Source organism: Acinetobacter sp. ANC 4178 (genome assembly GCF_004331175.1).
Lineage (GTDB): Bacteria > Pseudomonadota > Gammaproteobacteria > Pseudomonadales > Moraxellaceae > Acinetobacter.
Genome location: NZ_SJOD01000003.1, coordinates 408,579 through 420,501 on the forward strand (window position 1 = coordinate 408,579; position 11,923 = coordinate 420,501).

Annotated in this window: 12 protein-coding genes; 6 read left to right on the plus strand and 6 right to left on the minus strand. The window is 40.6% G+C overall.

All coding sequences use genetic code 11. From position 1 onward, the window contains the following. Nucleotides 1–52 precede the first annotated feature (52 nt). Nucleotides 53–1,246, minus strand: coding sequence for a peptide antibiotic transporter SbmA (gene sbmA / locus E0H87_RS08970; protein WP_131323259.1), 1,194 nt, complete (start codon nt 1,244–1,246; stop codon nt 53–55). A gap of 469 nt (nt 1,247–1,715) precedes the next feature. On the opposite strand from sbmA, the gene E0H87_RS08975 reads away from it, so the two are divergent. Further along, the gene (locus E0H87_RS08975; protein ID WP_131323260.1) at nt 1,716–1,910 is read left to right on the plus strand and encodes a hypothetical protein; all 195 of its coding nucleotides are present in this window, start codon (nt 1,716–1,718) and stop codon (nt 1,908–1,910) included. A gap of 245 nt (nt 1,911–2,155) precedes the next feature. Then, nucleotides 2,156–2,974 carry a tetratricopeptide repeat protein gene (locus E0H87_RS08980; RefSeq protein WP_131323261.1) on the plus strand — a complete coding sequence of 273 codons (819 nt, stop codon included), beginning with the start codon at nt 2,156–2,158 and terminating at the stop codon, nt 2,972–2,974. 80 nt (nt 2,975–3,054) lie between these two features. Here E0H87_RS08980 and E0H87_RS08985 read toward each other — a convergent pair whose 3' ends face one another. Both E0H87_RS08985 and E0H87_RS08990 read right to left on the minus strand, forming a co-directional pair. Then, the gene (locus E0H87_RS08985) at nt 3,055–3,981 is read right to left on the minus strand and encodes an AEC family transporter (protein ID WP_131323262.1); all 927 of its coding nucleotides are present in this window, start codon (nt 3,979–3,981) and stop codon (nt 3,055–3,057) included. Between the two features lie 114 nt (nt 3,982–4,095). Continuing rightward, a complete protein-coding gene (locus E0H87_RS08990) occupies nt 4,096–5,205 on the minus strand; it encodes an NADH:flavin oxidoreductase/NADH oxidase (RefSeq protein WP_131323263.1) in 1,110 nt (369 codons plus the stop codon). A 192-nt stretch (nt 5,206–5,397) separates the two neighbouring features. On the opposite strand from E0H87_RS08990, the gene mutM reads away from it, so the two are divergent. Further along, nucleotides 5,398–6,249 carry a bifunctional DNA-formamidopyrimidine glycosylase/DNA-(apurinic or apyrimidinic site) lyase gene (mutM, locus tag E0H87_RS08995; RefSeq protein WP_131323264.1) on the plus strand — a complete coding sequence of 284 codons (852 nt, stop codon included), beginning with the start codon at nt 5,398–5,400 and terminating at the stop codon, nt 6,247–6,249. Continuing rightward, nucleotides 6,246–6,530: a peptidylprolyl isomerase gene (locus E0H87_RS09000; protein WP_016165366.1), complete on the plus strand. Its 285-nt coding sequence runs from the start codon at nt 6,246–6,248 to the stop codon at nt 6,528–6,530. Before mutM ends, E0H87_RS09000 begins: the two co-directional genes overlap by 4 nt. Nucleotides 6,531–6,586: 56 nt before the next feature. On the opposite strand, the gene E0H87_RS09005 is transcribed toward E0H87_RS09000, so the two are convergent. Beyond that, nucleotides 6,587–6,916, minus strand: coding sequence for a gamma-glutamylcyclotransferase (locus tag E0H87_RS09005; protein ID WP_131323265.1), 330 nt, complete (start codon nt 6,914–6,916; stop codon nt 6,587–6,589). A gap of 222 nt (nt 6,917–7,138) precedes the next feature. On the opposite strand from E0H87_RS09005, the gene E0H87_RS09010 reads away from it, so the two are divergent. Beyond that, nucleotides 7,139–7,831: a hypothetical protein gene (locus E0H87_RS09010; RefSeq protein WP_131323266.1), complete on the plus strand. Its 693-nt coding sequence runs from the start codon at nt 7,139–7,141 to the stop codon at nt 7,829–7,831. 45 nt (nt 7,832–7,876) lie between these two features. Here E0H87_RS09010 and mscL read toward each other — a convergent pair whose 3' ends face one another. Further along, nucleotides 7,877–8,311, minus strand: coding sequence for a large conductance mechanosensitive channel protein MscL (gene mscL, locus E0H87_RS09015; protein WP_131323267.1), 435 nt, complete (start codon nt 8,309–8,311; stop codon nt 7,877–7,879). A 181-nt stretch (nt 8,312–8,492) separates the two neighbouring features. Continuing rightward, complete coding sequence (gene typA, locus E0H87_RS09020; protein ID WP_131323268.1) at nt 8,493–10,322, minus strand: translational GTPase TypA; 1,830 nt, start codon at nt 10,320–10,322, stop codon at nt 8,493–8,495. A gap of 170 nt (nt 10,323–10,492) precedes the next feature. On the opposite strand from typA, the gene E0H87_RS09025 reads away from it, so the two are divergent. Continuing rightward, the gene (locus tag E0H87_RS09025) at nt 10,493–11,863 is read left to right on the plus strand and encodes a uracil-xanthine permease family protein (protein WP_131323269.1); all 1,371 of its coding nucleotides are present in this window, start codon (nt 10,493–10,495) and stop codon (nt 11,861–11,863) included. Nucleotides 11,864–11,923 lie beyond the last annotated feature (60 nt).

The following is an 11,923-nucleotide window of genomic DNA, read 5'->3' on the forward strand; positions in this document are numbered from 1 at the left end:
GCGCATTAAAAAACCTGCAAGCTGCAGGTTTTAAACAGTTAGGTGCAATCCTTTATTCATCTAAAATCGATTCAAAGGCTTTTAAACGCTTATAAATGGACAACAGTTCAATAATAGTTTTCCAAGACATAATTAAATATTGAAATGATTCACGAACCTTATCAAACACGTTTCCAATCTGATTGACCAGACCTAAGGTCATTTTTCCTGCTGCAATGGAAGGAAACAGCACCACCAAGCTATATAAAATATCCAGTTGGCGATACCACGTGGCGACTAAGTTGAAATAGGCATAATGAAAATACAGACGGAAATAGTTCTTGCGGACGCGACTAAAAAGTTCGGCTAAGGTTGCAGGCTGTGCACGGTCTGCATGATCTTCTCCATAGACCAATTCTTTACGATATGCAGCTTCCACTTTCTGATTATTAAATTCCAGACCTGGTAGTTTGTTTCCCACCACCATCAATACGACGGTACCTAAGATTGCCCAAACAATAGCTGCCCAGACCAATGAATGCTGAATTTCTCCCACAATTGGCAATACTGGCACATGTTTGGACAGATCGAATAAAATGGGCAAGAAAGCAACCAAAATCATAATCGCTTTAATCAGCTCGACACCCAAATCTTCCATAATGGTGGCAAAACGCATGGTGTCTTCCTGCACACGCTGCGATGCCCCTTCAACTTGGCGCAGTTTTTCCCAACGTTCCGTATAGTATTCGTTCATCGCTGTACGCCAGCGGAATACATAATGACTGGTAAAGAAAGCATTGATCACAGCAAAAGTCACGGCGACCATCGCAATGTAGAGAAAGGTTAAAGTGCCCATATACAGGTCTTTAATATTGCCGCCTTTGCCCAACATATTTTGGATTAAGTCCCAAAATGGACCATACCAAGCATTGATTGCAACACTGACCTGTACGCCAAACCAGATGTTAAACAAAATAAAGGCAGAACCCCAAATAGACCAACGTTGCCACTTATTGTCGGAAAAAAACTTCCAGAACAAAGCAAATAGTGCCGTTGAAATAAAGAACCAGACATAAAACCATAAAAATGAAGGTGACCAAAAACGACTCACGCCTACAGGTAACTCTGCATTTGTATATCCCTGTAGCCATCCAATGGCACTTCCCCATGTATTTCCGCCCGTGTACCACAAAGTCATATTAAGTACAGACCAGATCAACACCGAAATAAAGAACCATTTGGGATTTGGAAAAAATGATTTAAACATTGAACCCGAAAATCCTTGAGTTATTTGAATGAATATCCTTGGAATACTAATCCTAATTTTGTAATTTCTGGTACGAACTTTTACAGATATTTGTACTTTTTTCTATTGTAATCACTTGTTTATGCAAATAATTCTCATTCGCTAAGTTTTTTTTATGGATCAATCTCTTCATTTTTTATGCAGCAGAGTTTCAAGCTCCAACTCTGATTTTTCTTTGATAACTATTGATTCCTTTACATAATTATTATATTCGTAATTGATAAGCCTCCTTATATTGCTTATGTATTGGCTATTACGAAAAAATCAGCATGGTGCGAAATAGGTTTTTGATTTTTATCAAAATCAAAAACATTTTTTCATCATAATTAGATGAAATATTTTGCATTTCTGACGCAGAGCAATCTATGTCCAAAAGGAATACTGCTACACTGTTGCCATAAAATTAACTAAAATTCATGAGGAGAATAATATGGAATCATTTGTGATCGAACTCATTAAACCGATTACCCTAGAAAAAGAAAACCATACCCCCAAAATATTTGAAGAAGGTACAGTCCTTAAAGTCTTATTGAAAACACCGAATTCTTTATTGGTCAGTGATGATGCCAAATTTAGTTTTACTGTAGATTTAGATGGTGAAGGTATCATTTGGCGTAAACTCTAAGATTACGCTCAGTATTCATAAATACTCGTATTTAACGCTCCATATCAGGTATATGGAGTCGTTCCGTTCACAAGCTATGCTTGGGCAAATTTAAGTGCCAATCAATATTGGCAAATCTATAACAATAATTTTCAGCAAAACACAATTGCTATATTTACATTCGGTCAATTCAACCTATTATGTATTTGTTTCTCTACCCCACACACAGATGGAATTGTGTGAATGTCCCACAAGGTTTTTGAAAGATGAAAAAAATAATTCTTGCTAGCTTAATCGCGATGTCCACACAATTCGCATTTGCCGAAAGCAAACCTGTAACAGCCGATCCCGCTTTTACTGAAGTTGAAGCCATGGTCAAAGCCAATAATATGACTGGCGCCTATCAAGCCTTGGAAAAACTCGGCAAAGCAGGCAACCCTCAAGCCCTCTACAATTTAGGCTATTTAACCCAAGTTGGACAAGGGACAACCAAAGATGAAAAGAAAGCCATTCAGCTTTATGAACAATCTGCCAGCAAAGGTTATCCTGTTGCAGACTATGTACTGGGTAAAAATTATTTAGCAGGTTCTTTGGGTTTAAAACAAGATACATCTAAAGCTAAACAATATTTTGAGAAAGCCTCTGCTAAAGGTTTTAGCGATGCAACAGTCGATCTGGCCGTTTTACTTTTTTCAGAGAACAACCCAGCCTCAGACAAATTGGCATTACAAAAGCTTGATCCCTTAATCAAAAAAGGGAATTTCCAAGCCATTCATGCCAAAGCGTTGTATGACATTAGCACAGGCTTCAAGAACAAAGATGAAGCCCCGATTAAGCAAGGTTTAGCCAGCATTCAAACTTTGGCACAAAAAGGCTATATTCCTGCATTAATGGCGGTAGGCAATATGTTCACCAATGGTAATATCGTGCCGCAAAACCTGCCAGAAGCGAAAAAAATCTTCTCGGCACTTGCCCAAGAAAACGTACCACAAGCGCAAGAGTCCTTAGCCGTCGTTGAAAAAATGATGGCTGAACCAGCCAAGGCATCAACCACCGCACCAACCAAAGCTACGAAAAAAAGCTAATTTATACGAATCGTCTCTCTACAATAAAAGAATGCCCATCTAAAAAGATGGGCATTCTTTTTGGCTAGAAACAAAGCTGCCTAACCCCACCAAAATGCAATGAGCCCACTCACAACCCCAAAACCCAATACCGTACTGAGCATTAAAGGCGTTAAAGCTTTTTCATTCAGACCATAAGTCTGCCCAAATATGCCAAATGCGATAGGCATGGGCAATGCAGCCAACAAAGTTCCTGCATACAGCATTTCTTGACTAACATTCGGCAACACAGATAACAGCAGGAAAATAGTGAGTGGCATCAGTACAATTTTGAATGACACCAAAATCAGACTTTGTATATCCACCGCTTTAAGACCTATCCCCACCAAACTGCCACCGATCACAAACAGCGCCAGTGGCGATGCCGTCTTCCCGAGCATCGCTAAAATCTGATCGATGGCAGCGGGTAATTTTAGATTCAACAGCACACAGCTCATGCCCAAAATAATGGCTAAAATGACGGGGTTTTTCAGCAGATTAACCAACGTTGGAAGGGCAATCTGCTTAAAACTCCCCTGCTGCTGTAGTCCTGCCTCAGCAATCATTAACACCAAAGCCACAATCAGCAGATTTTCAATAATCAACGTCAGAGAAATATAAATTGCCGCATGTTGACCAATCAACATGGTCAAAATTGCAGTACCAATAAACCCCGTATTCGACATTGAGGCTCCCATCGCCATAACTGCCGAAGCGGTTAAGCGATATTGGAAATAATGCCGATATAAAACAAAGGCACAAACAAACAGCAACAGTGACCCACCACCATACGCAATGAAATAACTCGGGTGCCAAATTTCATTTAAGTTACGACTGGCTAAGGCATGCAATAAAAATGCAGGTAAAGCAATTTTGATCACAAAGGCGCTGAGTGCTTTAATCTGTTCAGACAGCATTAAGCCACCTTTGACACAGGCAAACCCAAGCAATACCAATAATATAATGGGTAAAATAATACTTAAGACCACATGTGCACTCCATACCAATGCTTTTTCAAAATGCCTCCTTGCTATGTTTTAGCATGCAATCATCACGGTATGATTGAAGGAAAGTTTTACTTCAACAATAAACTCCATCTTGGTTTATTCTGAAAATGGCTTGAACAATTGCTTCACACCATGTGGCTGACAACGCAGATATTGCGGTGCAATTTCTAGGGTTTCCCCCAATTCTGCCGCGGCATGCCAAGGCCAACGTGGGTCGTACAACATTGCACGTGCTAAACCGATGGCATCGGCTTGCCCTTGTTGCAACACCTGTTCTGCTTGTTGCGCTTCCGTAATCAGACCCACAGCAATCACTGGAATATCAATGGCTTGTTTTACCGCCTGTGCAAACGGAACCTGATAATTTGCGCCAATCTGAATTGCCTGCTCCACATGCAAACCACCACTGGAAACATGAATATAAGCCGCCCCCAATTGTTGCAGGCGTTTAGACAATTCAACCGATTCTTCAACCGTCCACCCCCCATCAAACCAATCTTGAGCAGATAAACGCACTCCTATTGGATAGCCTTTAGGTACAACATCCTGCATGGCTTGAAAAGTTTCTAAGGTCATCCGAATACGATTTTCAAACTCGCCCCCATATTCATCCTGACGCTGATTCGCCAGTGGTGACATAAATTGATGCAACAGATATCCATGCGCAGCATGCAGCTCAATTAAATCAAATCCTGCATCCACAGCGCGAATAGCGGCTTGAGCAAAATCTTGCTGTACCTGCTTAAGCTCAGTGATCGATAAGGCATGTGGAGGAATATCTTTCGGATTAAATGCCACCTCACTGGCAGAAACGGTTTGCCAACCATGTTCATCCTCTGGAGCAATTTGTCCTCTGCCTAACCACGGCTTATCTGTAGATGCCTTACGCCCTGCATGTGCCAATTGAATCGCAAACGGCATGGGCGAGATTGAACGGACTTTCTTTAATAACTGCTGCATTTGATCACGTTGTAGATCATTCCACAGTCCTAAATCTGCAAAACTGATTCGCCCTTCAGGTTGAACTGCCGTTGCTTCAATAATGCACAAGCCCGCACCAGATAAGGCATAGTTTGCCCATTGCTGTTCATGCCAATAGCTCAACTCACCTTGATCATTGGCTGAATATTGGCACATGGGAGCAATTACGGTACGATTTTTTACATAGAGCGATCCATACTGAATCGGCTGAAATAAGCGTGACATGCGATGCCTCATAATTCTAATTTCCGTGACTTATCACGTTATACAGATTATGACGGAGCTGCAAATACTCTTTTTATCTATTGTTTGGGTTTCAGACTCAAAAGAAGGTGGCTAAATTTTGAAAAGACTTGCATTCCCTCCTATTCAGCCCGATATTAGCCATGTTGTCTTAGCCCTGTTATTTTAAAGCTTATGCCTGAATTACCCGAAGTTGAAACCACTAAAACCAGCCTGCTGCCGCTGATTGGACAACAAGTTCAGTCCGTTACGGTTTTTGAGCCACGTTTACGCTGGCCGATACCCGATGATTTGCAACGTCTACAAGGACAAAAGCTGCTGAAACTTACACGACGTTCTAAGTATATTCTGGCGGAATTTGAACAAGATCGAATGCTGTGGCATTTAGGCATGTCGGGCAGTTTTAGATTATGTGAAACGCATGAAGAAAAACGGAAGCATGATCATTTGATTATCCAGTTTGATGACATTCAATTGCGTTATCACGACCCGCGTCGTTTTGGCTGCATTCTTTGGTGGGATGCGGAAACTGAAGCAAAACTGCTTGCCCCTTTAGGACCTGAACCTCTCAGCGAAGCATTTAATGCCGATTATTTAAGCCAAAAACTGAAAAATAAACAGGTCGGCATAAAAGTTGCTTTAATGGATAATCATGTGGTGGTGGGTGTAGGCAATATCTATGCAACTGAAAGCTTATTCAATTTGGGCATTCATCCAGCACAAATAGCCTCAAGTTTATCCATGAGCCAAATTGAACAACTGGTGCAAGAAACCAAAAGAATCTTACAACAGGCCATTCAACTCGGTGGATCAACGCTACGTGATTATAGTAATGCGATGGGGGAAAATGGCTACTTTCAACAAACCCTGCTCGCTTATGGTCGTGCTGGTGAAATGTGTGTGAACTGTGAAACAACATTAGAAAATTTAAAGCTAGGACAACGTGCAAGTGTCTTTTGCCCACAATGCCAACCCTTGAAACAGGTAGCTAAAACAACAGCAATCAAGCGAGGTAAGATCAAGTGAAAACAGCCATTGTTCGACATATTCTGGTCAAAGATAAAGAGTTAGCTGAGCAGTTAAAAAAGAAGATTTTAGATGGTGCCGATTTTGCCAAAATTGCCAAACAATACTCGACCTGTAATTCGGGTAAGCGTGGTGGTGAACTGGGTGAAGTGAAAAAAGGTCAATTGGTGCCCGTAATTGATAAATTGGTCTTTACCGCAGCTGAACACGTCTTGCATGGCCCAGTGAAAAGCCAATTTGGGTTTCATTTGGTTGAAATCAAATTCCGTATGGCGTTCTAAAATACCCTAGTAACTCGATGCCTAAATTGTTTTAGGCATCGCTTCTTTATTACAATTTAAGCCGCTTTCATTTCATATATCCAAGCATCAGTTTGTTCACCTGATTCCAATTCAACCTGTACAGTAACACGTTGATACTGCATGCCTTCAAACTCATCAAGCGAAGCCCAATGTTCAACCAATTTGTCAGTACTAAAAAAATAACCTGCCACTTTAGGAGCGGCTTGGTCCAGTACAATGGCAGGTAAACCTTTATCGGGTCCCCAATCCAAAATGTGTACCACGCCATTCACATAGCCTTTTTGCCATGTGCCGCCAATGCCTTCTAAAATATGCGCATTTTCCTGATTTGGGCGTAAGGTTCCATAGACAAACAAGCGATTCATTATTCCTGCTCTATAAATTTTCCATGATTTCAATACGTCAAAAACTGACGTTTAAAATAAATTTCTGGTCATTCTATACTGTAAAAATTAAATCCTTGTTGCTATTCTGGCTAAAGAAAATAAATACGATTTTACTAAATAAGATAATGACTTTTAATAAAGTTTTAGTTAAATAAGTTTATTTTTAAACGAATAAAACCAACTTATATCAAGGAAATAATCATGGGGACGTATTCTAATTATCGCCTAGGGATTATCAGAGATCAATATCCCATCAGCGTTAGAGAAAAGCAAAAAATAATCCAACAAATGTTTGATGATCCAGACATTGATCCGCAGAATGAAATGACCAAAGCATTAACAAATGACGGTCAAAACAATCAGGAAACCAAATGGTACGATTTCATACCACATTTAACAGCTTTCAGTAAAAAATACCCTGAGTTAAAGTTTGTTTTAGGATTGTCTGAAGTAAATGATCGATATAAACGCAATGAAAATTTTATTCTGTTTTATCGGGGAGCAAATCAATATCTGGAACGGGAACAAGGTACGGATGATATTGTCATCGGACATTTAAAGACGAATGCATGGTATTTATTTTTATCGGATGCTGTCATCCTTTTTAAAGATAAAAATGATTTTTTAGCTCAAGTGGCTCAACAACAGTATGAAAACAATACAATCATCACCATTCCATTTAAACATTATGATTCTTTGGATGATGCGAAAACTGGGCTTGATAGAAATACAGTTTTTTTAAACAACGAAGTGATTTTTGATGATCTGGATACATTATTTCCTGAATTCGAAAATATTGGTGCCGCATTAAAAGTTACATTTCCATCAGATCAGTTTGCCTTATTCCTGAATGCTGCTGAAAAACATATTTTTGAATCAGGTTTATGTATCTGACAAGGGCCGAACGGCACTCGAAAGTGCCGTTCGGAGCTGTACAGATTAGTCTCGTTTTTTCAACTCATCACGGATTTCACGTAACAATTGAATATCTTCTGGTGTTGCTGCTGGTTCTGGTGCTGCTTCTTCTTGCTTACGGCGCATACGGTTAATCATTTTCACCATTAAAAACACCACCCATGCCAAAATGATAAAGTTAATTAAAATGGTGAGGAAGTTACCATAAGTCAGAACATTCACTCCTGCTTTGGTCAATTCATCTAAAGATTGTAGGTTGTTCGGATTGTCGCCCAAAACAAAGAATTTTTGCGTAAAATCCACACCACCACCAGTGATGACGGTAATCAGCGGCATGATAATGTCTTTTACCAATGAATCAACAATCTTACCAAATGCCCCACCGATGATCACACCGACAGCCAAATCAATCATGTTGCCTTTTACCGCAAATTCGCGGAACTCTTGAACAATGCTCATAGAAATCTCCAGTTCTTTTTTGACTTTAATTTATGTGATGAAGTATACATTATTGAAATCTATATATTTCCATCTAATTTACTTGGTTTTGTAAATTTTCTACAACGCTTTGTTGAATAACTTATACAAAAAAACCGCTGATCGAAATCAGCGGTTTTTATCATCCGAAGATAAGAATAACTTATTTGTTGCGCTTACGTTCGTTTTCAGTCAACCAGCGCTTACGGATACGGATTGACTTAGGTGTTACTTCAACTAATTCATCATCTTCAATGAACTCAAGCGCTTGTTCAAGCGTGTATTCAACTGCAGGAACAAGAGTCAACGCATCGTCAGTACCAGAAGCACGTACGTTAGTTAACTGTTTAGCTTTAGTTGGGTTAACCACCATATCGTCTGAACGTGAGTTAATCCCTACGATCATACCTTCGTAAACTTCTAACTGTGGTTTAGCGAATAGACGACCACGATCTTGCAAGCTGAACAATGCATAGCCAAGGCAAGTACCTTGAACCATAGAAATCAACACACCGTTTTGACGCTTCGCAACAGTACCTTGTTTCATCGGACCGTAGTGAGAGAAGCTTGAAGTCATGATCCCTGTACCAGAAGTCATGGTCAAGAATTCTGAACGGAAACCAATTAAGCCACGTGAAGGTACAGTTGCTTCAATACGGATACGGCCTTTACCGTCAACTTCCATATTGGTCATTTCACCTTTACGGCTACCCATTTGTTCCATTACAGAACCTTGGTGCTGTTCTTCAACGTCAAATGTAACGTTTTCGTAAGGTTCTTGTTTTTCACCGTCAACTTCTTTCAAGATTACTTGTGGACGAGATACGCCCATTTCGAAACCTTCGCGACGCATATTTTCAATTAAAACTGAAAGGTGAAGTTCACCACGACCAGATACTTTAAAACGGTCTGGACTGTCAGTGTCTTCTACACGTAATGCTACGTTGTGAATTAATTCGCGGTCTAAACGTTCACGGATGTTACGTGACGTAACGAATTTACCTTCTTTACCCGCAAACGGAGAGTTGTTGACTTGGAAAGTCATTGTTACTGTAGGTTCATCTACAGACAATGGTGGTAAAGCTTCAACATTTTTCGGATCACAAATCGTGTCAGAAATATGAAGTTCATCAATACCTGTAATACATACGATATCGCCTGCTTGAGCAGAATCAACATCAACACGCTCTAGACCGTGGTAACCCATAATTTTTAAGATACGGCCGTTACGTGTCTTACCGTCTTTATCAATGACAGTTACAGGTGTATTTAAACCAATTGAACCACGTTGAATACGACCAACACCGATAACACCTACGAAGCTGTTATAGTCAAGTGAAGAGATCTGCATTTGGAATGGACCATCAGCATCAACTGCTGGTGGTTCAACAATGTCAACGATTGTTTGGAATAATGGCGTCATGTCATCAGCCAATTCTTCTGGAGAAGGACCAGCAACACCACGTAAGCCAGATGCATAAACAACTGGGAAGTCTAGCTGTTCGTCAGAACCGCCAAGGTTGTCGAACAAATCAAATACTTGGTCAATAACCCAGTCTGGACGAGCGCTTGGCTTGTCAACTTTGTTGATAATGACGATTGGTTTTAAACCACGAGCAAACGCTTTTTGAGTTACAAAGCGAGTTTGTGGCATTGGACCTTCTTGAGAGTCAACCAATAACAATACACAGTCAACCATCGACATTACACGTTCAACTTCACCACCGAAGTCGGCGTGTCCCGGGGTGTCGACGATATTAATACGGTATTCTGTATTCGTACGAGCATCGGTCCATTTAATTGCAGTGTTCTTTGCAAGAATGGTAATACCACGTTCACTTTCAATAGCGCCCGAATCCATGACACGCTCAATCTCACCTGCGCGATCACCAAGAGCACCTGATTGTTGAAGTAATTTATCGACAAGTGTGGTTTTACCGTGGTCGACGTGGGCAATAATTGCAATATTGCGGAGATTTTTGATATCTGACATAGAATTCGATAAGCCTGAAACTTGAGGGCAAATTATACAGAAAAATAATAGATTTTAGTAGTGACAGTTTATTGACAAGCTCATTTTTTTTCACAAGTGGTCGGCATTTTGTTTTGTAAAGCCGTGTAACTCGATTAGAATAGCGCCATCTTGCCCATAGCATTTGAGTTATGTCTCCTCAGAATCAATCTCCCCATTCGCAAGACCAGCTTGATTTGGTCTATGGTTTAAATGACCGTCCTAAACCTCTCATAGCCTTCCTCGCTGCCTTTCAGCACTTACTTGCCATTATTGTTCCAATTGTGACACCAGGCTTGCTCATTTGTTTAGCTTTAGGTGTATCCCAACAAGATACCAACATGATTTTATCCATGTCTTTGGTCATTTCTGGGATTGCAACCTTCTTACAATGTAAAAAAGTGGGTCCTTTTGGCGCAGGTTTACTGATTGTTCAGGGCACCAGTTTTAACTTTATTGGTCCAATTATTGGGATTGGCTCTGCCATGGTTGCTGCGGGGACACCTGTAGAGTCGGTTATGGCAGCAATTTTTGGCGTGGTGATTGCGGGTTCATTCATTGAGATGGGCGTTTCGCGCATTTTACCTTGGGTCAAAATGCTGATTACCCCGTTGGTCACAGGTATTGTGGTGCTGTTAATTGGTCTGACTTTAATTAAGGAAGGCTTAATTAGTATGGGTGGTGGCTATCAGGCCATGTCAAACAACACTTTTGCCAATAGCGACAACTTAATTATGTCGTGTACGGTACTGGGTTTAATTATTGTATTGAACCGTATTCGTATTACTTGGGTAAAAAGTTCAGCCATTTTAATTGCCTTGATTGTCGGCTATGTACTTGCAGGCTTTATGGGACATCTCGATTTTTCAGGTTTGAAAGATGCCCCTTTGGTACAAATACCAACGCCAATGCACTTTGGAATTGACTTCTCTTGGAGTTTGTTTATTCCAATGGCCTTTATTTACCTTGTGACCTCTTTAGAGGCGATTGGTGACATTACTGCAACCTCTAAGCTTTCCAACCAACCTGTTGATGGTGCAACATGGATGGAGCGCATTAAAGGTGGCGTCTTGGTGAATGGTGCAAACTCACTCCTCGCGGGTATTTTTAATACATTCCCAAGCTCGGTGTTTGCACAAAACAATGGAGTCATTCAGTTAACAGGTGTTGCAAGTCGTTATGTTGGTATCTGGATTGCGGCATTGTTGGTGATTTTAGGGTTACTCCCTGCTGTTGCAGGCGTGATTCAAGCCGTTCCACAAGCGGTTTTGGGTGGTGCTGTCATGGTCATGTTTGGTGCTGTAGCAGCATCAGGAATTAACATTTTGTCTGGCGTGCATCTTGACCGCCGCGCACTGCTCATTATTGCAATTTCACTTGCATTAGGTCTGGGCGTTGCGCAAGTACCTCAAATTCTAGAGCATCTTCCTGAATTGTTCCGTAACATTTTTAGTTCAGGCGTTGCAACAGGTGGTATTGCCGCACTGGTTTTAAATATTGTGCTTCCTGAAACGAAGAAATAAATTTTCATTTCTGTATGCACCTTGCCCAGCATTGTCTGGGCATCGTTTTTACTATGGAGT

Excerpts from the sequence above, each read along its gene's own strand:
- sbmA (WP_131323259.1), bottom strand. The coding sequence starts at position 1,246 with ATGTTTAAATCATTTTTTCCAAATCCCAAATGGTTCTTTATTTCGGTG.
- E0H87_RS08990 (WP_131323263.1), bottom strand. The coding sequence starts at position 5,205 with ATGTCACGCTTATTTCAGCCGATTCAGTATGGATCGCTCTATGTAAAA.
- mutM (WP_131323264.1), top strand. The coding sequence starts at position 5,398 with ATGCCTGAATTACCCGAAGTTGAAACCACTAAAACCAGCCTGCTGCCG.
- E0H87_RS09005 (WP_131323265.1), bottom strand. The coding sequence starts at position 6,916 with ATGAATCGCTTGTTTGTCTATGGAACCTTACGCCCAAATCAGGAAAAT.
- E0H87_RS08980 (WP_131323261.1), top strand. The coding sequence starts at position 2,156 with ATGAAAAAAATAATTCTTGCTAGCTTAATCGCGATGTCCACACAATTC.
- E0H87_RS09010 (WP_131323266.1), top strand. The coding sequence starts at position 7,139 with ATGGGGACGTATTCTAATTATCGCCTAGGGATTATCAGAGATCAATAT.
- typA (WP_131323268.1), bottom strand. The coding sequence starts at position 10,322 with ATGTCAGATATCAAAAATCTCCGCAATATTGCAATTATTGCCCACGTC.
- E0H87_RS08975 (WP_131323260.1), top strand. The coding sequence starts at position 1,716 with ATGGAATCATTTGTGATCGAACTCATTAAACCGATTACCCTAGAAAAA.
- mscL (WP_131323267.1), bottom strand. The coding sequence starts at position 8,311 with ATGAGCATTGTTCAAGAGTTCCGCGAATTTGCGGTAAAAGGCAACATG.
- E0H87_RS09025 (WP_131323269.1), top strand. The coding sequence starts at position 10,493 with ATGTCTCCTCAGAATCAATCTCCCCATTCGCAAGACCAGCTTGATTTG.